Annotated in this window: 14 protein-coding genes; 7 read left to right on the top strand and 7 right to left on the bottom strand. The window is 67.7% G+C overall.

Going from position 1 to position 19,166, the window contains the following annotated elements; translation table 11 throughout:
• Window positions 1–353: 353 nt before the first annotated feature.
• The 3 genes from ACFLIM_RS34910 to ACFLIM_RS34900 all read right to left on the bottom strand — a co-directional run bounded on the left by ACFLIM_RS34910 (window position 354) and on the right by ACFLIM_RS34900 (window position 3,270).
• Entirely contained in the window at window positions 354–1,316 is a 963-nt protein-coding gene (locus ACFLIM_RS34910; RefSeq protein WP_393172639.1) for a bile acid:sodium symporter family protein, read from the bottom strand.
• A gap of 717 nt (window positions 1,317–2,033) precedes the next feature.
• Window positions 2,034–2,174 (bottom strand): excisionase family DNA-binding protein, encoded by a 141-nt coding sequence (locus ACFLIM_RS34905; RefSeq protein WP_393172636.1) that lies wholly within the window; start codon window positions 2,172–2,174, stop codon window positions 2,034–2,036.
• A 58-nt stretch (window positions 2,175–2,232) separates the two neighbouring features.
• A complete protein-coding gene (locus tag ACFLIM_RS34900; RefSeq protein WP_393172635.1) occupies window positions 2,233–3,270 on the bottom strand; it encodes an LLM class flavin-dependent oxidoreductase in 1,038 nt (345 codons plus the stop codon).
• Between the two features lie 509 nt (window positions 3,271–3,779).
• Here ACFLIM_RS34900 and ACFLIM_RS34895 point away from each other — a divergent pair.
• The 3 genes from ACFLIM_RS34895 to ACFLIM_RS34885 all read left to right on the top strand — a co-directional run bounded on the left by ACFLIM_RS34895 (window position 3,780) and on the right by ACFLIM_RS34885 (window position 7,689).
• Entirely contained in the window at window positions 3,780–5,015 is a 1,236-nt protein-coding gene (locus tag ACFLIM_RS34895) for a glycosyltransferase (RefSeq protein WP_393172634.1), read from the top strand.
• A gap of 187 nt (window positions 5,016–5,202) precedes the next feature.
• Window positions 5,203–7,350: an RNA polymerase recycling motor ATPase HelR gene (helR, locus tag ACFLIM_RS34890; protein ID WP_393172633.1), complete on the top strand. Its 2,148-nt coding sequence runs from the start codon at window positions 5,203–5,205 to the stop codon at window positions 7,348–7,350.
• An 87-nt stretch (window positions 7,351–7,437) separates the two neighbouring features.
• Window positions 7,438–7,689: a hypothetical protein gene (locus ACFLIM_RS34885; RefSeq protein WP_393172632.1), complete on the top strand. Its 252-nt coding sequence runs from the start codon at window positions 7,438–7,440 to the stop codon at window positions 7,687–7,689.
• A 134-nt stretch (window positions 7,690–7,823) separates the two neighbouring features.
• Here the strand turns inward: ACFLIM_RS34885 and ACFLIM_RS34880 are convergent, their stop codons facing one another.
• A complete protein-coding gene (locus tag ACFLIM_RS34880; protein WP_393172631.1) occupies window positions 7,824–8,705 on the bottom strand; it encodes a helix-turn-helix transcriptional regulator in 882 nt (293 codons plus the stop codon).
• A gap of 115 nt (window positions 8,706–8,820) precedes the next feature.
• Between ACFLIM_RS34880 and ACFLIM_RS34875 the strand changes: the two genes are divergently transcribed.
• Window positions 8,821–9,519, top strand: a complete 699-nt coding sequence (locus tag ACFLIM_RS34875) for an SDR family NAD(P)-dependent oxidoreductase (protein WP_393172630.1) — start codon at window positions 8,821–8,823, stop codon at window positions 9,517–9,519.
• 685 nt (window positions 9,520–10,204) lie between these two features.
• Here ACFLIM_RS34875 and ACFLIM_RS34870 read toward each other — a convergent pair.
• Window positions 10,205–11,185: a serine hydrolase domain-containing protein gene (locus ACFLIM_RS34870; protein ID WP_393172629.1), complete on the bottom strand. Its 981-nt coding sequence runs from the start codon at window positions 11,183–11,185 to the stop codon at window positions 10,205–10,207.
• Window positions 11,186–12,315: 1,130 nt separating this feature from the next.
• Between ACFLIM_RS34870 and ACFLIM_RS34865 the strand changes: the two genes are divergently transcribed.
• The 3 genes from ACFLIM_RS34865 (at window position 12,316) to ACFLIM_RS34855 (ending at window position 16,347) form a co-directional block, all read left to right on the top strand.
• Window positions 12,316–14,808, top strand: a complete 2,493-nt coding sequence (locus ACFLIM_RS34865) for an MFS transporter (RefSeq protein ID WP_393172628.1) — start codon at window positions 12,316–12,318, stop codon at window positions 14,806–14,808.
• A 184-nt stretch (window positions 14,809–14,992) separates the two neighbouring features.
• On the top strand, window positions 14,993–15,790 hold the full coding sequence (locus tag ACFLIM_RS34860; RefSeq protein WP_393172627.1) for a YceI family protein: 798 nt from the start codon (window positions 14,993–14,995) through the stop codon (window positions 15,788–15,790).
• Between the two features lie 74 nt (window positions 15,791–15,864).
• Window positions 15,865–16,347 carry a MarR family winged helix-turn-helix transcriptional regulator gene (locus ACFLIM_RS34855; RefSeq protein WP_393172626.1) on the top strand — a complete coding sequence of 161 codons (483 nt, stop codon included), beginning with the start codon at window positions 15,865–15,867 and terminating at the stop codon, window positions 16,345–16,347.
• A 60-nt stretch (window positions 16,348–16,407) separates the two neighbouring features.
• On the opposite strand, the gene ACFLIM_RS34850 is transcribed toward ACFLIM_RS34855, so the two are convergent.
• On the bottom strand, window positions 16,408–17,775 hold the full coding sequence (locus ACFLIM_RS34850) for a sensor histidine kinase (protein WP_393172625.1): 1,368 nt from the start codon (window positions 17,773–17,775) through the stop codon (window positions 16,408–16,410).
• Window positions 17,772–19,007: a sensor histidine kinase gene (locus ACFLIM_RS34845; protein ID WP_393172624.1), complete on the bottom strand. Its 1,236-nt coding sequence runs from the start codon at window positions 19,005–19,007 to the stop codon at window positions 17,772–17,774. Before ACFLIM_RS34845 ends, ACFLIM_RS34850 begins: the two co-directional genes overlap by 4 nt.
• Between the last annotated feature and the right edge of the window lie 159 nt (window positions 19,008–19,166).

The following is a 19,166-nucleotide window of genomic DNA, read 5'->3' as shown; positions in this document are numbered from 1 at the left end:
TGCACTTACGAGGTGCCTTTCTGAACTGGCTGGTTGAAGCGTGAAGAACTCCAATCATCCCAGGTCAGGGGGCACCTCACTTCATTTCACGACACTCGCATCAGATTTCAAGCCGTGGATCCAGGCTAAGACAGGTGTCGTCGCATGATGCATGATTTCCTTCCATGCAAGGCAGCGCCGCCGATTATGACGGCTGATTGCGCGCAGAGGGGGTATCGGGCGCCGACTCTCGAGGCGCCGCCTTCGGTGTATCAGATCATGACGTCAGGCCACACCAGCCGAGAAGGGTTAAAGTCTTGTTGGCACAATCTTGCCGACCTGTGGATGCCGTCGCCGGGCATTACTTCGGACAGTCACCGGTACGAGCTCATTCGAGCTCGACGGGTGATCAACCAGCCGAACCCGGTCGCCGTGAAGAACATGACAATGCCGTATACCGCGCCCGGAATGGCGATCTCGGCACTGTTCAAAAGCGCTGGGCTTAGCCCGACCGTAATGGCGAGCGCGGTGTTGTGGATGCCGATCTCAAACCCAGCCGCGGTGGCCGCGCGGTGGTCGACGCCAGCCAGGCGCGGCACGCCGTAGCCGATCAGCAGGCTCACGATGTTGAAAACCAGCGCGGCCAGCCCGACCGAGACGAAGTAGTCGACGAGGTTCTCCCGCTCCCCGTACAGCACGGCGAAGATGACCACGACCAGGACCACGACCGACAGTGCCCGGACAGGGAGGTTGAGCCGCTGCGCCACCTCCGGCGCCCGCGCGCGCACGAGCATCCCGATCGCGACCGGCACGAGCACCATCACAAAAACCTGCAGCATCTTGTCGAACTGCAGCCCGAGGGCGGCCGCATCGGGTAGGAAGTACCCGGCCGAGAGGTTCACCACGATCGGCAGGGTGATCACGGCCAGCACCGAGTTGGTCGCCGTGAGCGTGACATTCAGCGCGACGTTCCCGCCAAACAGGTGGCTGAACAGATTGGCCGTGGGGCCTCCGGGCGACGCCGAGACCAGCAGCATCCCGACCGCTAGCTCCGGGGGGAGCCGGAACGCGAGCACCAGGCCGAAGCAGATCGCCGGCAGCAGCACGAGCTGGCACAGCAGCGCGACCATGGCCGCCTTCGGATACTGGCCCACCCGCCGGAAGTCGTCCAGGGTCAGGCTGAGGCCCAGGCCGAGCATGACGATGCCGACGGCGAAAGGCAGGCTGGCTAAGATCACAGGGGAGTCCATAGCGGACATTCTCGGGCACAATAGCGTGAAGATGCTCGCGGAGATCAATGAATCTCTCGGTGCTCTGGGGCGAGAACTGCCGTGCACCCGCCCTTTGGGGGTGTCGTCGTTTGCGGGATGGCTGACGGGTGGCCGTCTTGCTGTCGCGTCTTCGCAGGAACAGTCGTCCCGAAATACGTCCCGCAACACGGGCGAGACATCTTGAGTTCCATGACATTTTACGGATCAGCCGGACCATGGCGCTCACGGACTCCATCGTGCTGAACGCGATCCGCGCCCGTTATGCCCCGCGTCTTCATCCGTGGCCTGGGTCACGCGGCGCAGCGGTGAACGGTGATGCCTCGGCTTCGGGTAGAGAGGCAACTCGCTCAGGTCTGTCATGAGTTTGATCACGGCCAATACGCGGCCAAGGTGAGCGGCCATGAGTGTATGTCCTGGTCAGTGCATGATCGCGACAGGACTGTAAGACCGTCGGCTCAGCCTACGCAAGTTCGAACCTTGCACCTGCCACAACAGCGTATCGAAATCGATATCGATACCTTCGACCAGAAGGACAGCCCGGTGTGGCCGCTGGTCGAGGAGTTTCGTAGCACCGTCCCCCAGAACAGCTCCACGACCACGCCGCCCAATAGGGAGAACTGATCAAGGTCGATCTTGCAAATCCGCAGGGCTGCGTTCGCGCTTTGGGCGTCTCCACTCCATCGACCCACCGTGCAATATGCGTGAAATGATCATGAACCTCGCGGCGGCGAGATGAGGCCGCGCCCCGCTTGCACCTTGGTTCAGGCGCCCCAGGGCAGTTACTCACACGGCGGAGTCCTGCACTGCCTCCCTGATGTAGTCGTGCACGGCCTGCTCCGGAACGCGGAAGCTCCGGCCCACCCGGACGGTCGGCAGGTGCCCGCTGTGAACGAGGCGATAGACGGTCATCTCACTGACCCCCATGACCGCCGTCGCCGCGTCGCGGGCCGGTTCGTCGACCCAAGCCGGTGGTAATGCCGGTTTAGGACGTCAGCTTCGCGAACTCGGCCATCTCTGTCGAGGGATCGATCACCGGCAGAATGACGATCTCGTTGACCCCGGCTTGTTCCAGGTTGGCGATGCGGGCGAGGAGGTCGTGCCGCGTTCCGACCAGCGCCAGTGTGTCGATCAGCGACGGCAGGATCAGGTCCCGTTCTGCCGGCGAAATGCGCCCCAGGTAGTTGGGGTAGAGCGCAACGTACCGGTCCAGTGCGGCGATCGTGGTGCCCCGCCGGTCGAGGAGGGACTGCACCGCGTTGTGTTCTTCAGCGCCGAGCCCTTCGGCGAAAGCAGGTGTATCGGCGGCGAAGGTCAGGAATGACATGACGATGTGGCCCGTTGCGTCCCGAGCCGCGTCGCCGTAGGGGTCCTCACCGTTGTCGAGCACGTGTAGCGCGGTCATGACGTAGGAATCGGCGTCGCCGGGCGCGCCCCCGGCCTGTTGGCGGGCGTGATCGCGCGCGTGCCAGGCGGCGGGGTCCAGGATGCCGAAGGAGATGATGCCGGTGCCGCGACGGCCGGCGACGGCGGCGGCCTTCAAGCCGGTGGCGGCCACCAGGAACTCGATGGGGTCGGCGGTGTTCACATGCTCCCCGGCATGCAGGAAGCGGATGTCGCGGACCCGGTCTCCCTCGCGGTACTCGGCGACGCGTCCGGCGCACAGATCCTGCAGCGCGGCGGTGAACCTCTCGAGTTCGGCCATCGTGGTCGGCGGCATTCCCAGGGTGCGCCGGGCGGTGTTCCCGGTGCCGATGCCGCAGATGATCCTGCCTGGCGCCAGCGCGTTGAGGCTGGCGAACCCGCTCGCCGCAGCCGGTATCGACCGCAGCGCCGGTGACGTCACGCCAATACCGAGCTTGATACGGCTGGTGGCGTTCGCGCATAAGGCCAGCGCCACGAACGGATCGCCGTGGAGCAGCGGCGTGTCGTAGACCCAGAAGCTGCTGAAGCCCAGTTCCTCGGCCTGCACGGCAAGTTGTTCCACACCGGGCTGTGCCGTGACCACAATGCCTGTGCGCATGACGCCTCCGTGAGGTGGTTGCCGTTCAGGGCCGGAGATATCGATAACCCTGCTTCTTTCGACCATAGGGCCCGGTAACCTTCACTGCAGGCCTCTGGATCACTCTAAGGGCCCGCACGGACAGGGAACTGCGCTACTGCGCGTTGTCCAGGCGGCGGGGCCGTCGCGGCCCGTCACCAGCGGAAACGCGGTGACGGATCGCTCGCTTTGTGTCCGGCCAGCTACGGCCGACGCCAGCCGACTACGGCTGATCGTTCCCAATGCGTTCCCATTGGATCAAGGGACCATCTCGGGTGCAGGGTCATGCCTGGGCCGACGGTGCCGGTGTACGCGGCACGGCGCCGCTTCGCGAGGAGGTTGTCCGTCCACAGTGGACGATGAAGGGAAAGGGGAGTATCCGCTCCTTTCCACTCCCAACGTATAGCGCACCGGGGGGCTTGCGGCAAGACCCGGGTCGTGCCGCAGAATCGTCGGCCGAGGCCAGAACCTGCGGAAATCGGAGTCGCGAAGTGCGTGTGTTGTTGTCGACGTATGGGTCGCGCGGGGACGTCGAACCGCTGGTGGGACTCGCGGTGCGGTTGCGGGAACTCGGCGCGGAGGTGCGGGTGTGCGCGCCGCCGGACGAGGACTTCGCCCAGCGGTTGGCCGGTGTCGGCGTGCCGCTGGTGCCGGTCGGCCAGTCGGCGCGCGCGCTGACGACCGGGGCGTCGCCGCCGTCGTCCCTGCCCCGGCGCGCGGCCGAGTTGATCGCCAGCCAGTTCGACGCGGTCACCGCGGCGGCCGAGGGATGCGATGCGTTGGTGGCGACCGGCGTGATGCCGGCCGCGGCCAGCGCGCGGTCGGTGGCCGAGAAACTGGGCATCCGCTCCGTGTCCGTGACCTTCCAGCAGCTCACCCTGCCGTCGCCGCACCACCCGCCGCTGGCGTATCCGGGCCGGCCGTTCCCGCCGGAGGTGACCGACAACCGGGTGCTGTGGGATCTGGACGCCCAGAGCATCAACGCGCTGTTCGGTACGGCGCTCAACACGAACCGGGCGTCGATCGGCCTGCCACCGGTGGACAACGTCCGCGACTACGTCATCGGCGACCAGCCGTGGCTGGCGACGGACCCGATCCTGGACCCGTGGCAGGAGATGCCGGACCTCGACGTCGTCCAGACCGGCGCATGGATCCTGCCCGACGTTCACCCACTCCCGGCCGAGCTGGTGGCGTTCCTGGACGCCGGCACACCACCGGTGTACGTGGGCTTCGGCAGCATGCCCATGGGCACATCGGCGGACGTCGCCCAGGTGGCCATCGAGGCGATCCGAGCGCAGGGCCGCCGCACGGTCGTGGCCCGCGGCTGGGCCGACCTAACCCTGATCGACGACCGGGACGACTGCTTCGCTGTCGGCGAGGTCAACCAGCAGGCACTGTTCGGCCGGGTGGCCGCCGTCGTGCACCACGGCGGCGCGGGCACGACGACGACGGCCGCCCGGGCCGGCGTCCCTCAGGTGGTGGTACCCCAGGCGGTGGACCAGCCGTACTGGGCCGGCCGGGTGGCCGACCTGGGCATCGGCGCGGCACACGACGGTCCGACTCCGACGACCGAGTCCCTGTCGGCCGCGCTCAGGACGGCCCTGACCCCCGAGACCCGCGCACGAGCGCGGGCTGTGGCCGCTACGATCCGCACCGACGGGGCGACGGTGGCCGCGAAGCTGCTGCTCGACGCGATCAGCCGAGAAAAGCCGCCCGTGTCCGCGTGAACCACGTTAGATCGTCGATGTCAGGACTCAGAACACGAGAACCTGCAAACCCTGGCGCCCTGAACCGGCAACGGCCATGTGTTCCACGTCAGGTGGAGCGTTGCACGTCATGGCCGCCAGGTTCGTCACACCGGTCCGCCTTGCTACGCGCAATGGTCGCAAGCGACCTCAGATTGGAGCTGATGCCGTGAAACCCCTGACTACCAGCGCGTTTGACCTTCCCGACCACCTCGCCCCCAAGGCCGACCCGACGCTGATCGCCGGCGACGAGCAGCACTTCGCGGCCATCGCGGAGAGCCTCGAGCAGTCGATCGCCGACCTGTCAGACCGCCTCGATGCCGAGCGCAAGGCGCCCGGCGGCGCAGGCCGGCAGGCGATGGACCGGGACCTGGAGGTCCACCGGCTGACCGCCCGCCTGCGCACACTGCGTCGCTTCGGTTTGGACCTGTGCCTCGGACACATGGTCAGCGCGGACAACCCCGAGCCCGTGTACATCGGACGACTTGGCCTCACTGACAGCGCGGGTCGTCGGCTGCTGCTCGACTGGCGTTCCCCCGCGGCTGAGCCGTTCTTCGGAGCCACCCACGCCAACCCGATGGGCCTGGCAAGCCGCCGCAGGTATCGCTGGACCCGCGGCCGGATCAGCGACTACTGGGACGAGGTGTTCACCCCGGACGGGTTCGAAGGGCACGCCGCGCTCGACGACCAGTCCGCCTTCATCGCCAGCCTGGGCAGCAACCGGTCGCCCCGGATGCGAGACGTGCTCGGCACCATCCAGGCCGACCAGGACGCCATCATCCGCGCGGGATCCCGTGGCGCTCTCGTCGTCGACGGCGGCCCGGGTACGGGGAAGACCGTCGTCGCTCTGCACCGCTCCGCCTACCTCCTCTACTCCGACCCACGCCTCGGCCACCACCGGGGCGGCGTGCTGTTCGTCGGTCCGCACCAGCCCTACCTGGCCTACGTCGCCGACGTCCTCCCCAGCCTCGGAGAGGAAGGCGTGCAGACCTGCACTTTGCGGGACCTCGTCGCCGAGGGAGCCGCAGCAGCGATCGAGACCGACCCGAACGTGGCCCTCCTGAAGTCGTCCGTGAACCTGGTGAAGGCGATCGAGCCGGCCGTCAGGTTCTACGAGAACCCGCCCACCAAGGGGATGACGGTCACGACCCAGTGGTCCGACATCTGGCTGAGCGCCGACGATTGGGCTGAGGCGTTCGAAGCACCAGATCCCGGTACGCCGCACAACGAGGCGCGCGACCAGATCTGGGAGGAACTGCTCACGATCCTGGTGGACAAGCACGACGACGACGCCCCGGCTCACCTGCTCCGCAAGTCGCTGCTGCAGAACAGGGAACTGCTCACGACCTTCAACCGCGCGTGGCCGCTGCTCGAAGCGGCTGACCTCGTCGGAGACCTGTGGTCGGTACCCGCCTACCTGCGGATGTGCGCTCCCTGGCTCAGCCCCGATGACGTTCAGCGGCTGCAGCGCGCAGACGCCCAGGCCTGGACGGTGTCCGACCTGCCGCTCCTGGACGCGGCACGGCAGCGGCTCGGCGACCCGGAGGCGTCACGACGTAGGCGTCGGCATAACGCCGCTGTCGCCGCCCAACGCGAGCACATGGCCAAGGTCGTCGACAATCTGCTCGAGGCCGATGACGACGGTGAAGGTCTGGTGACGATGCTGCGCGGACAGGACATACAGAACAGCCTGGTCGACGAGACCGCACTGCCCAGCACCGACCCGGACCTGCTCGCCGGCCCGTTCGCGCACATCGTCGTGGACGAGGCTCAGGAACTGACCGACGCAGAGTGGCAGATGTTGCTGCTCCGGTGCCCGTCCCGGAGCTTCACCATCGTCGGGGACCGTGCCCAGGCCAGGCACGGGTTCACGGAGTCGTGGCAGGAACGGCTCAAGCGGATCGGGCTCGACCGGATCGACCTGGCCTCCCTGAGCATCAACTACCGGACGCCGGAAGAGGTCATGGCGGAAGCCGAGCCGGTCATCCGGGCCGTGCTCCCGGACGCCAACGTGCCGACCTCCATCCGCAGCAGCGACGTCCCCGTCGTACACGGATCTGCTTCGGATCTGGGCTCGATCCTCGACACCTGGCTCGCCACGCATGCCGATGGGATCGCCTGCGTCATCGGCGATCCCACGTTCCGGGGGACGTCCCGCGTCCGGTCGCTGACCCCGGAGCTGTCGAAGGGGCTCGAGTTCGACCTGGTCGTCCTCATCGATCCGGAGGCGTTCGGCGAGGGCATCGAAGGAGCGGTCGACCGCTATGTCGCGATGACCCGAACGACCCAGCAACTCGTCATCCTCACGAGCTCCTGACGTCGGCCGGACGAACGCCCACTCCCGGCCGAGTTGGAGGCGTTCCTGGACGCCGGCACACCACGGGTGTGCGTGGGCTTCGGCAGCATGCGCGTTTCGAAGGACGTCGCCCGGGTGGCCATCGAGGCGATCCGCGCACTCGTCTCCAACGGCTGGGCCGACCTGGCCCTGATCGACGACCGGGACGACTGCTTCGTCGTCTGCGAGGTCAACCAGCAGGCACTGTTCGGCCAGGTGGCCGCCGTCGTGCACCACGGCGGCGCGGGCACGACGACGACGGCCGCCCGGGCGGCCCTGAGTCGAGGACGGTCGGCAGGATCTCGACATGCGCGAGCGTGAGGAGATCCAGGCCGAGCAGGCGGTACGAGCGGTGCTCCCGGTTCCGGTCGCCGACCGGATCTCACCGGCGGCAGGTGCTGTCCTCCGAGGTCTGGTGGGTGCCGCCCGTCGCGGACGGCTCGCACCCACCCCGCCTATCGGCGTATGAGCGAGCTGTTCGTGGTGACCGGCGGACCAGCGACCACGGCGAGCCGCAGCTTGGTCTCGTCCGCGCTGCCGGGCACGGTAGTCATGATCACAATCTTGCACTCGGAGTCACCGTCTGTCAGCACATCGCAGTCCACCGTGACCGGTCCCACCGAGGGGTGCTCGATCGTTTTGTGGTCCTCGCGATGAGCGGCCACCGTACCGGTCGCCCAGAGTTCGGCGAACCGGTGGTTGCCCGCACTCAATACGCGGATCAGCTCTGCCAGGCGCGCGTCGTGAGGGAAGCGGCCGGTGGCGCGGCGCAGGTCGGACACGACAGCGGCGTCGATGGCGTCCCTGTCCAGTTCGGTCACAGGCCATAGCGCGAGGCGAGCGGGACCTGCACCCACCGGGAACCTGTCACGGGCGAAATTGCGCAGCTGCGGTGGCGACGACGAGGGATCGCCCAGCAGCGCAGCCCAACTGCGATTCCACCAGATCAGCTGCCAATCCGCCGCGAACACAGCGACCGCGACGTCCCCGAGCCGGGTGAGCACACGGTGAACGCCGGGTGGAATGTGGTCAGAGATCGCGCCGTCTGCCGGCGGTACGAGACGGGCCAGCCGGTACAGATGATCCCGCTCGGTGATGGTCAGCTGCAGGGCACGCGCCAAAGACGCCACCACCTGTGCCGAGGGCGTCGTGGCCCGTCCCTGCTCCAGGCGCACGACGTAGTCGACCGACACGCCGGCGAGTTCGGCGAGCTCCTCGCGGCGTAGCCCGACCGCGCGGCGTGCCCGGCCCACCGGCAGCGCCACGGCCGACGGGGACAGCCGTTCCCGCCACGTACGGATCATCGCGCCCAGCCCGGCCCCGGGTGTCGTGGTCATGACACCCATCTTCCTGCATCCCCGGTCGTCGAACGTGACATCGATGGTGGTACTGCTACTCCTACCGTTGAGGCGTCCCTGGCCGGATGCCAAAGGTGGACCGAACAATGACCACATGACAATCACCTTCATCACCGGAGCGAACAAGGGGCTTGGCCGCGAGACCGCCCGCCGCCTCATCGAACTCGGTCACACCGTGCTGGTCGGAGCCCGCAACCCCGAACAGGGCGCGCAGGCCGCCGCCGCGCTCGGCGCGCGGTTCGTCCGCATCGACGTGACCGATGACGCGTCCGTCGCCGCCGCGGCTGCGGATATCGCCGATCACGAGGGCTCGATCGATGTTTTGGTCAACAACGCTGGCATCCACGGCCCCTCCGGTGACCCCACCACCCTGACCGGTGCCGACGCCCTCAGTGTCCTCGACGTAAATCTCGCCGGTGTGGTCCGAACGACCACTGCGTTCCTGCCGCTGCTGCGCCGATCAGCAGACCCGGTCATCGTCAACGTCAGCAGCGGAATGGGCTCGCTCGCCTACACCCACGACCCGTCGCGGGCCGAGTCTTCGGTGGTCGCGCCGCTATATACCGCCTCGAAGGCGGCGCTCACGATGCTGACCACCCAATACGCCAAAGCACTGCCAGACATCCGCATCAACGCCGCCGATCCCGGCTACACGGCGACCGACCTCAACGGTAACAGCGGCCCTCAGACCGTCACTGAGGGCACGGACGCGATCGTCGGCCTGGCAACCGAGAAGCCCGGCGCGGGCTCCGGACGCTTCGTCGACCGAACCGGTGAGATCGCCTGGTCCTGAACCTGGGAGACCGTCGGGATCTGAGAGAAACCTGACTAAGGGGTGCTGGCCGGCGTTCTTGCCGGTCTTGATGGTCAGCTTCTTCACGATACGCCGCCTGGTCGTCGCCAGGCTCTTTTGGGTTGTGGTGGCGGAATCGTCCGGCGATGCGCTGGCAGAACTCGCCGTAGGCGTGGGTGTCCAGCATGAACGCGTGCCACCCTAGGTCCACCTCGGGCGATGGGGTACGTGCCGCGCCCGGGTTGTGTGCGCATGCGTACAGGAACGCGAGCCCCTGCTCCATGATGCGCCTGGCGTAGTCGTCGGTGGCAGAGGTTCCGCTCGGTACATCGTGAGATGCAGGAGGCGGTTGGCGCGGCGAGGTAGGCGTCGGTCGGAGCCCCTGCCATGCCCGTCCATACGGCCTGTCCACCACTCTGCTCGTTCGGTGGTAGTGGCTGAGCACGCCATGGGCTTCGCCCTCGTCGGGGGCTCTCCGGGTGCAGTCGCCCCCGCGGTTTCTATCTGCGGAATACTGCGGTGATCTGCGGTAGCGCCAAGCGATAGAGCAAATCGTCGCGCCCCAAGGGCAATGAGCTGCGGCTATTCCGCTCAGCGTCGATTCTGCGGATTATGCGGCGGCGGTTTGAGGCGGAGTCTGGCGTTCCTGGCTTGATGCGTGACTGGAATCAAGTCTTCTGATGCGTCAGCGGATCGGGTGGCTGGGTTTGGTGACCTCGTCGAGGAGGCTGTCGAGGAGCATCACTCGGCGTTCGGTGTGGTCGTTGATCGCGATGAGAGCGATGCTCAGGTCCAGGTCGGGTATTCGGGCCTGTATGGCACGCAGGCCCGTCCATCCTCCTCCATGCCGATAGACGCGGTGCCCGGCGTGTGAGCGGACGCCCATGCCCCAGGCGTAGTCGATCGGTGTTCCGTCGTCGAGGCATCCGCGGGTTTGCATAAGTTCTGAGATGCCGAGGTCATCGGCGTTGAGCGCCCGGCTCCATCGCAGCAGATCGTTGAGTGTCGTCCATACCCCTCCGTCGCCCAGGGACAGCGGGGCGGGATGGGGAGGAGCAAGCGGCACGGCGCCTGGGGGCGCGGGGTCGGGCCCGGGCCAGTAGCAGGTGTCGGCCATCGCCAGTGGGGTGAAGAGCCGGCGGCGGGCAAAGTCGGGCAGCGGCTGGCCAATTGCTCGTTCCACCGCCGTGGCCAGGCATACGTATCCGGCGTTGGAGTAGACGTGTTCGGTGCCCGGCCGGCGGTCCAGGGTTGGGAACCGGGTGAGGGCGTGGAGGACGCCTGGGGTGGTCCGGTCGGCATCGGTGGCCATGATGGCATCGATCTGGGAGTCGGCGGGGAGTGCTGCTGTGTGATGGACGAGGTGCCGGATTCGGACGGTGTCGGCCCATGCAGGTAGCTGAGGGAGCCAGCGTGACAGGGTGGATTCCATGTCCAGTTCGCCATGTTGGGCGAGCAGCGCCGCGCAGGCTGCGGTCATCTGCTTCGATAGCGACGCCGCGTAGGTGAGCGTCGTGACAGTCAACGGTTCGCCGCTGAATGTCAGCCCTTGGGCTAGGAGGATGGGCGGTGCTCCACGCTGCTGCATTCCGACCACGATCGGTTCGTCACTGCGGTAGCCGACTCCGGCGATCAGGGCTGTCATTCGTTGTTGCAGCTGTGACACGGAATGATCCTTCCAATGTGTCTCTGAAACGCGAACGGGCCCGGAGATCATCCAGGACCCGGTGGGTTGCGGGTGGCACGTCATGCTGCCAGGGCGTCGTCTATTCGTCGGTTGGGGATCTCCTGGTGGCCGTCGATGCACTTGGCGTAGACGCGCAACAGGACATCAACGCTGTGCCCCGCCCATCCGGGAACACCTGCATTCAGTCATGTGGACACGCAGGCGTGGCGCGCAGTGCATAGGGAACGCCCATGAGCGGGGACTTCGCCTCTGCTGGCGTAAACGCCTTTGTCCTGGCTTCGTGGAAGACCTGGGCGGCGCTGTTACCGCCACCCACCATGACCACCCGCTGGCCGACGAGGGCCTCCGGCGCCCGGTAGCCGGCGGTGTGGAGCCGGCGGCCACGGTAGTCACCTCAGCCGGGAAAGTACGGGGGTAGGGGCGGGACCAGGTGCCGGTCGCACTGAGCACTGTCCCGGCCGCCCAGGTGTCCCGATCGGTTGGGTTCGACCAGGTTGCGCTGCTTGTAGGTATCGGCGTCGAAGGCATGAGGGCTGCCTCCCCGGCTCCCCGATCCGGTCCTTGCGCTCGGGTATGACGGCCTGCAAGCCGCCCGAGCCGCTTCATCGGCCACCTGACCCGCACGCCCGGTTCGCGGCCCGCCGGAAAGGCCCGCGTCGTACGCCTCGCTCAAAATCGGACATACAACCCCATACCCACTGGAAGGTTGCTTAGGGCACACATATATGTTGTTTGCCCTAAGCAACCAGATGGAGGTGGCATGCCGTCGGACGACACCTGCGGGGAGCTGCTTGTCCGGCTGAGCGACGTCATCCAATGATCAAAATGCTGCCGTTAACCCCCTCGATGGCGGGGCTGACGCTCCTCAGGCACTCAAGAGGTGCGGGGAACTGCGCATCGGTCAACTGGCGGAGCTGCCGGCGGCCGACCGGTCGGTGGCCAGCAGGCACGTGGCCGAGCTGGAGGCACAGGGCCTGGTCGAACGCACCCCCAACGAGGAGATCGCCGATCTCACGGCCCTCCTCGCCAGGCATTCGCACCAGCTTCGACGCGCACCGTGCCCGCGTACCGCATCCCTCCCGCACGGTTCAGACAGTGAAAGGAAATCGATGACAACCGCAGTACGGGCCGAGGCCCGGGAGGCTGCACCCGCGTCGGCCGCGCCGATGACACATCGGCAGATCCTGGAAGCGCTGTCAGGACTGCTGCTCGGCCTCTTCGTCGCCATCCTGTCCGCGACTGTCGTGTCGAACGCGCTCCCCACGATCATCTCCGACCTGCACGCGACCGAGACCACCTACACGTGGGTCATCACCGCCGAACTGCTCGCCACCACGGTCACCACCCCCATCTGGGGCAAGCTCGCCGACCTGGTGAGCAAGAAGGTTCTCGTCCAGCTCGGGCTGATCATCTACGTGGTCGGCTCGGCCCTCGGCGGTCTGGCCCAGGACCCGGCGATGCTCATCAGCGCCCGTGTCATCCAGGGCCTCGGCGTCGGCGGTCTCACCGCCCTGGTCCAGGTCATCATGGCGGCGATGATCTCCCCGCGTGAGCGGGGACGCTACTCCGGCTACATCGGCGCGACCTTCGCCCTCGCAACCGTCGCCGGACCGCTGATCGGCGGCGTCATCGTGGACACCTCCTGGCTCGGCTGGCGGTGGTGCTTCTACGTCGCCGTGCCCTTCGCCGTCATCGCGCTGATCGTGCTGCAGAAGACCCTGCGCCTCCCCGTGATCAAGCGCGAGGTCTCGATCGACTGGGCCGGAGCCGTACTGTTCTCCGCGGCGACCTCGCTCCTCCTGATCTGGATCTCCTTCGCCGGCGTCGAGTACGACTGGCTCTCCTGGCAGACCGCGGCGATGCTCGGCGGAGCCGTGATCCTCGTCCTGATCTTCATCTTCGTGGAGATGCGGGCGAAGGAGCCGCTCGTCCCGCTGCGCCTGTTCGCCAACGCGGCGATCAGCCTGTCCGTGGTGACCAGCCTGCTGGTCGGCGTTGGAATGTACGGCGTCACCACGTTCCTCAGCCAGTACTTCCAGCTCGCCCGCGGCGAGTCGCCCACGAGTGCCGGGATCATGACCCTGCCCCTGATCATCGGACTGGCCGTGACGTCGACGGTCGTCGGCCTGCTCATCAGCCGCACCGGCCGCTGGAAGATCTTCCTGATCCTCGGAGGCCTGTTCCTGGCCGCCGGGTTCATCCTCTCCAGCACGCTGCGCTACGACTCCGAGTACTGGCAGGCCGCGATCTTCATGGTCCTCATCGGTGTAGGCGTCGGCATGACCATGCAGAACCTGGTCCTCGCCGTACAGAACCAGGTGCGGTTGACGGACCTGGGCGCGGCCAGTTCGGCGGTGGTGTTCTTCCGCACGCTCGGCGGTACGGCCGGCGTCGCCGCGCTCGGCGCTGTCCTCGCCAACCGCGTCGCCCAGTACACCACGGACGGCCTGGCCAAGCTGGGCGTGCAGGGCGGGCCGGGCAGCGACGGCTCGATCCCGAAGCTGGCCGAACTGCCCCCTCCGGTGCGCGAGGTCGTCCAGAGCGCGTTCGGCCACGGAGTCGGCGACCTCTTCCTGTACGCCTCGCCGCTGGCGGTCCTGGCGCTGGTCGTCGTGCTCTTCATCAAGGAGGTTCCGCTGCGCACCTCCACCGATACCGCGCCCGCCGCCGCTGCGAACGCCCCCTCGCCCCAGGCCACGAGCCCCGGCCGCCACGCCCAGCGCCCGCATGAGGAGCTGGTCGCCGTAGGCGCGGACAGCGAGCAAAACGGCCTCGCCACCTTGCCGCTGCGCGTCCCGGACGTCGCCTACGCGTCGGCCGGCACGTCGCAGCCGCAGGACCTCGGCGGCACCGGCATCCGCGGCTTCGTCCGCGGCGGCGACGGAACGCCGGTGCCCCACGCCAACCTCACCCTGATCGACGTCCGCGGCCACCAGCTCGGCCTTACGGCCACCCAGGCTGACGGCTCCTACCAGGTGCGCACCCCCGGCAGCGGCACGTACGTCCTCATCGCCTCGGCCAGCGAGCACGACCCGCAGGTGGCGACGCTGGTCGTCGGCGACAGGCCGCTCGACTTCGACCTGGTGCTCACCGGGTCCGGCAAGCTCACCGGCACCGTGCGCGACCTTGCGGGCAAGCCCGTTGCGCAGGCGATGGTCATCGTGACGGACGTACGCGGAGAAGTCGTCACCACGGGCATGAGCAACGCCGACGGCACCTACGGCTTCAGCGGCGTCGTCGCCGGCACCTACACGATCACGGTCAGCGCCGGCACCCACCGGCCGGTGGCCTTGCCGGTAGAGGTCGGAACCGGCGAGACCACACAGCACGTCATCCTGCAGCCGGCCGCGCGGATCCGCGGCACGATCCGGCTCAAGGGCGCGGACCGCCCGCTTGCGGACGCCCGGGTCACCCTCCTCGACGCGACGGGCAACATCGTCGGCACGGCGACGACCGGCGAGGACGGTGAGTACGCCTTCGCCGACCTCACCAGCGACCAGTACACCGTCATCGCCACCGGGTACCCGCCCGTGGCGAACGCGGTCACCCTCCCCGGGCAGGGCGACGACGGCCAGGACATCTGGCTCGGCCACTCGGAGTGACATCAGGCACGCCTGGCCGCGGATGGAGTCGCGGCCGGGCCGAGCCGGCGCCCGGCACGGCCGGAACGCCAGACCGGCGGCGCGCAACGGCCGCCCCGTGTGAAGTGAAAGCAGGATCCCCATGTACGCAGGCCCTCAGGCCCCGGACAACGCACCCATAAGTCGGCGCGGGCTGCATGCCCAGATGCGCACGAAGGACGGCTGGGCCGTCCAGCACGCCGTCGTCACCGTGACCGACATGTCCGGCAACCAGGTCCTCCGGGCCGAAGCGAACACCGAGGGCGTGGTGGCCACCGCCCCGCTGGCTCCCGGCGTCTACACCGTCGTCGTCACCGCGGTCGGGTACACGCCCATCGCCTCGACGGCGATCGCCACCGCGTCCGGCACCGCCGACCTGGGCACGCTGGTCCTCGCCCGGCGAGGCGGGATGGAACTGCCGCCTCCCGGCGTGTGGACCATCGACCCGGCCCACTCGAAGGTCGCCGCGACCGCGCAACACCTCGGACTGTCCAGCGTGCAGGGACGGTTCTCGTCGTTCGCCGGCCGGATCGAGGTCGGCGCGATCGCCGAGACGTCCGGCGTGGTGGCCGAGATCGACGCCGCGACGATCAACACTGGCAACGGCACCCGCGACGCGCACCTGCGCTCGCCGGACTTCCTCGACGTCGCCGCCCACCCGACGATCTACTACCGGAGCACCGGGCTCTCTTCCGCGGGTCCGGACCGGTGGACGTTGCACGGCGTAGTGATGATGAGCGGCATCACCAGGACGATCGACCTCGACCTGGCCTACCTCGGCACCAGCCCCGACCCGTGGGGTGGCCTGCGGGCCGCGTTCCGGGCCGTCACCGAGTTGCACCGTGCCGACTTCGCGATGAACTACAACCAGGTGGTCCAGGCGGGTATCTCACTGATCGGGGCTACCCTGAAGGTCGAGCTGGACATCCAGGCCGTCCAGGGCGAGCTGCCGCCGACCTCCTGATCGTGATGGCCAGCACACTGTTCGCTACACCGCCCACGACCAACACCATCGTTCGGTGAGAAACGGTAGCTCCGATGACCGAGACGCCGACGGCCGTTCCCCTCGACGAGTTCGAGGCCTACTCCGCGGTCGAGCACCAGCTGGGCGTGCTCTTCCGGCGCGCCCGGGCGCTGTCCGCCAAGATGGGCCGTGCCGTGCATCCAGAGCTGGAGGCCGCCGCCTACAGCCTGCTGGTCCGCATCGACGAGGCGGCCCCCGCCCGGTCCAGCGACCTCGCCGCCTACTTCGGCGTCGGCAAGGCGACGATCAGCCGCCAGCTCAAGGTGCTGGAGGAGCTGGGGCTGATCGAACGCGAGCCCAACCCGCTGGACGGCCGCGCCCACTCGCTGAACCTCACCGACGAAGGACACCAGCGGCTCGACCACGCGCGTTCGGCCCGCCAGGAGCGCTTCTACGCGCTACTGGCCACCTGGCCGACGGAGGACGTCCGGCTGCTGGGCCGGATGCTGGCCCGCCTGAACGCCCTCACCGACACCCACGGCGACCCGAACGCCTGACCGCTCCCGTACCGGCGGAGCCGGTGCGGCGTTGGTGTCGTGGAACTCCTAACCGCCGACCTAGGAGTACAACGGAAGGCGGACGACGAAGCGCGCACCTCGATCGCTGTCCTGGATGGTCAGCGTGCCGCCGTGGCTCTCGGCGATCTGCCGGGCGATGGGGAGGCCGAGCCCGACGCCGCCGGCTTCCCTGCTGCGCGCGGTGTCCAGCCGGGCGAACCGCTGGAATACCGTTTCTCGCTGGTCGGCGGCGATTCCGGGGCCGTCGTCGAGGACCTCGACTTCCGCGACGCCTCCTGGGAATCCCGGGTCGCCGTCCGTGCGCCATACGGTGACCGTGACCGTGGAGGACGCGTACCGTTGAGCGTTTTGGACCAGGTTGCAGATCAACTGGCCCAGCCGTGATCGGTCACCCATGACCGTGACGCCGAGCGTCAGGCGTTGGACGACCTTCCCGCTCGTCTGGTGACCTTCCAGTTCCTTGGCGACGAGCTCGGCCAAGTCGATCGCCTGTTGTTCACGGGGTGGGCCGGCTTCCAGTCGAGTGAGCGTCAGCAGGTTGGATGCGATCGATTGGAGTCGCTCGACGCTCGGGAGTACGGCGTTGCCCAGCCTGGCGAGGTCGACGTCCTCCGGCGCCAGGAGGGCGTCCTCCATCTGGGCGCGGATGGCGGTGATCGGAGTGCGCAGTTCGTGCGAGGCGTCGGAGCAGAACCGCCGCTGCTGTTCCAGTACGTCCTCCAGCCGGTCCAGCGTCTGGTTGGCGCTTCGGGCCAGCCGGTAGATCTCGTCTTTGGCCGTGGGGACCGGGACGCGGCGGCCCAGGTTGGTGCTCTGGATGTGGTCGAGTTGGGCCCGAATGGCGTCGACGGGTCTGAGCGAGCTGGTGACGGTGTGCCGCGCTCCGTGGGCCACCGCGATCGTGAAGACGACCGTCCCCACGATCAAGATGGCCGCCACGCCCGGATAGACGTAGAACGGCAGCGCCGGTGCGGCACTGTAGATCGTCCAGTCGCCGTTGCGATACACGTGCTGCGCGACGACGATGTGGCATTGGTCGGATGCGAAGTCGGAATGGCAGACGACGGCACTGGCCATTCGTTGCGGGCTCTTGGGTGCGAAATGCGCCATGAGGGGTTTGTGCTGCAGATCCTTGGTCGCGGCGACCACCTGTCCGAGCGGATCGACTACCTGGACGGGGCGGATCAGGTCCTGCGAGATGGGCGGAAGCGGATTGACGAGTTCCCCCCGGTCGACGTAGTACGCGGTCAGCTCGCCCACGGCCGTCACCTCTTTGGTGAGGTTCTGGGTCGCCATCTTGTTGATGGCGAACAACAGGACGGTGGAGAACACGATGCAGAGCGAACCCACCGCCACACCGGTGAACAGCGCCACCCGGCCTCTGAGCGAAAAGTTTCCAAGCTTCATGACGACCCCATTTCACGTGGCCGGACTCGGGGCAGCCGAAGGACGAAACGCGCCCCGCCCTTGGAGCTCTCTTCGACGCTGAGGGTGCCGTGATGCGCCTGGGCGATGTCACGGGCGATGGCCAGGCCGAGCCCGGTGCCGTTGTGGTCGAGCCGGCGGCCGTCGTCCAATCGGGTGAAACGGTGGAACACTCGCTCCCGGTCGGCGACCGCTATCCCTGGCCCGTCGTCGCTGACCGCGAGTTCGACGGCGGCAGGGGTGGCACGCACCTCGACGCGCACCAGATGCGTGGAGTGTCTCTGGGCGTTGTCCAGCAGGTTGGCGAGTAGCCGGCCGATCTGGGACGGGACGGCGGTGACGGTGGTGCCGCGGGTCAGGCGGAGCCGTACCGGGAGCCGATCCGCCCGATGAGAGATCTCGGTCTGGACAAGCGCCGCGAGATCGAGTTGCTGCCGTTCGGCGGGTGTGCAGGTCCGCATACGAGCCAGGCACAGCATGTCGTCGGTGATCGCTTGGAGCCGTATCACCTGGTCCAACGTTGTTCCGAGCAACTCGGGCAACGGGGTCCGGTAGGGATCCTGCTGCGCCGCTTCCAGATGTGTCAGCAGTCCCGCGATGGGATTGCGCAGTTCATGGGAGATGTCGGAGGCGAACTGCCGTTGGCGGTGCCCGATCTCCTCAAGTTCTTTCTTGTCCTCGTTCAGGCGTCCCAGAACGTTGTTGATCGTGCGACACAAGCTGGTGATCTCTTGCGCGTTTCCCGGTACGGAGATGCGAGCGGGCAGGGCGCTGAAGTCGATCACGGCGAGTTCGGCGCGGACCCTCTCCAGGGGGCGCAACAGCCCCCCGCTCACCTTCCAGGTGGCCCACGCGGCCAAGGCGATCAGCTCGGCGGCCTCCAGCCCCACGATCAACTGGAGGGAACCAGGCCGTGCAAGGCCCCCGAACGGTTGCCCCGCATCGACGGCAACCACTCGGGACTCGACCGCGAGACCGGCTGCGCGCGGTTCGCGGGGCAGGAGGTTCCGCCCATGGTCGCGCGGAGGCGACCCGACCGCTGCCCCGAAGGTGGCGGGTGGCGAGGGCGCCGCATGGCCGCCAGGTACCACGACGTGGGAACCCGGTCCCAACCGGTCGTGCGTCGTCTCCGGGTGGATCTCGGACAACGACAGGGCGGCCCGCTGCAGATCGTTCCTCCCTCGCATGGTGCCGGTCTGGGCCACCAGATACATCCCCCCTCCTATGGTGAGGAGGGTGAAGGCGGCCATGATGGTGGCCAGCAGGGTGATCTGTCCTCGGACGGAGCGGTCCCTTTTCGGTGACCCCGTGCGAGCCGGACGTTGCGCATCGCTCGAATGCGGTAGGCACGGGGGAGGCTGGCGGATGTTCTC

The organism is Nonomuraea marmarensis (assembly GCF_043197025.1).
GTDB lineage: Bacteria > Actinomycetota > Actinomycetes > Streptosporangiales > Streptosporangiaceae > Nonomuraea > Nonomuraea marmarensis.
Note: the sequence above shows the minus strand (reverse complement) of the source record. Positions and strands in the feature narration are given on the sequence as shown.

Excerpts from the sequence above, each read along its gene's own strand:
- ACFLIM_RS34900 (WP_393172635.1), bottom strand. The coding sequence starts at position 3,270 with ATGCGCACAGGCATTGTGGTCACGGCACAGCCCGGTGTGGAACAACTT.
- ACFLIM_RS34850 (WP_393172625.1), bottom strand. The coding sequence starts at position 17,775 with ATGAAGCTTGGAAACTTTTCGCTCAGAGGCCGGGTGGCGCTGTTCACC.
- ACFLIM_RS34905 (WP_393172636.1), bottom strand. The coding sequence starts at position 2,174 with ATGGGGGTCAGTGAGATGACCGTCTATCGCCTCGTTCACAGCGGGCAC.
- ACFLIM_RS34860 (WP_393172627.1), top strand. The coding sequence starts at position 14,993 with ATGCGCACGAAGGACGGCTGGGCCGTCCAGCACGCCGTCGTCACCGTG.
- ACFLIM_RS34865 (WP_393172628.1), top strand. The coding sequence starts at position 12,316 with ATGACAACCGCAGTACGGGCCGAGGCCCGGGAGGCTGCACCCGCGTCG.
- ACFLIM_RS34845 (WP_393172624.1), bottom strand. The coding sequence starts at position 19,007 with ATGTATCTGGTGGCCCAGACCGGCACCATGCGAGGGAGGAACGATCTG.
- ACFLIM_RS34885 (WP_393172632.1), top strand. The coding sequence starts at position 7,438 with ATGCGCGTTTCGAAGGACGTCGCCCGGGTGGCCATCGAGGCGATCCGC.
- ACFLIM_RS34875 (WP_393172630.1), top strand. The coding sequence starts at position 8,821 with ATGACAATCACCTTCATCACCGGAGCGAACAAGGGGCTTGGCCGCGAG.
- ACFLIM_RS34880 (WP_393172631.1), bottom strand. The coding sequence starts at position 8,705 with ATGACCACGACACCCGGGGCCGGGCTGGGCGCGATGATCCGTACGTGG.
- ACFLIM_RS34855 (WP_393172626.1), top strand. The coding sequence starts at position 15,865 with ATGACCGAGACGCCGACGGCCGTTCCCCTCGACGAGTTCGAGGCCTAC.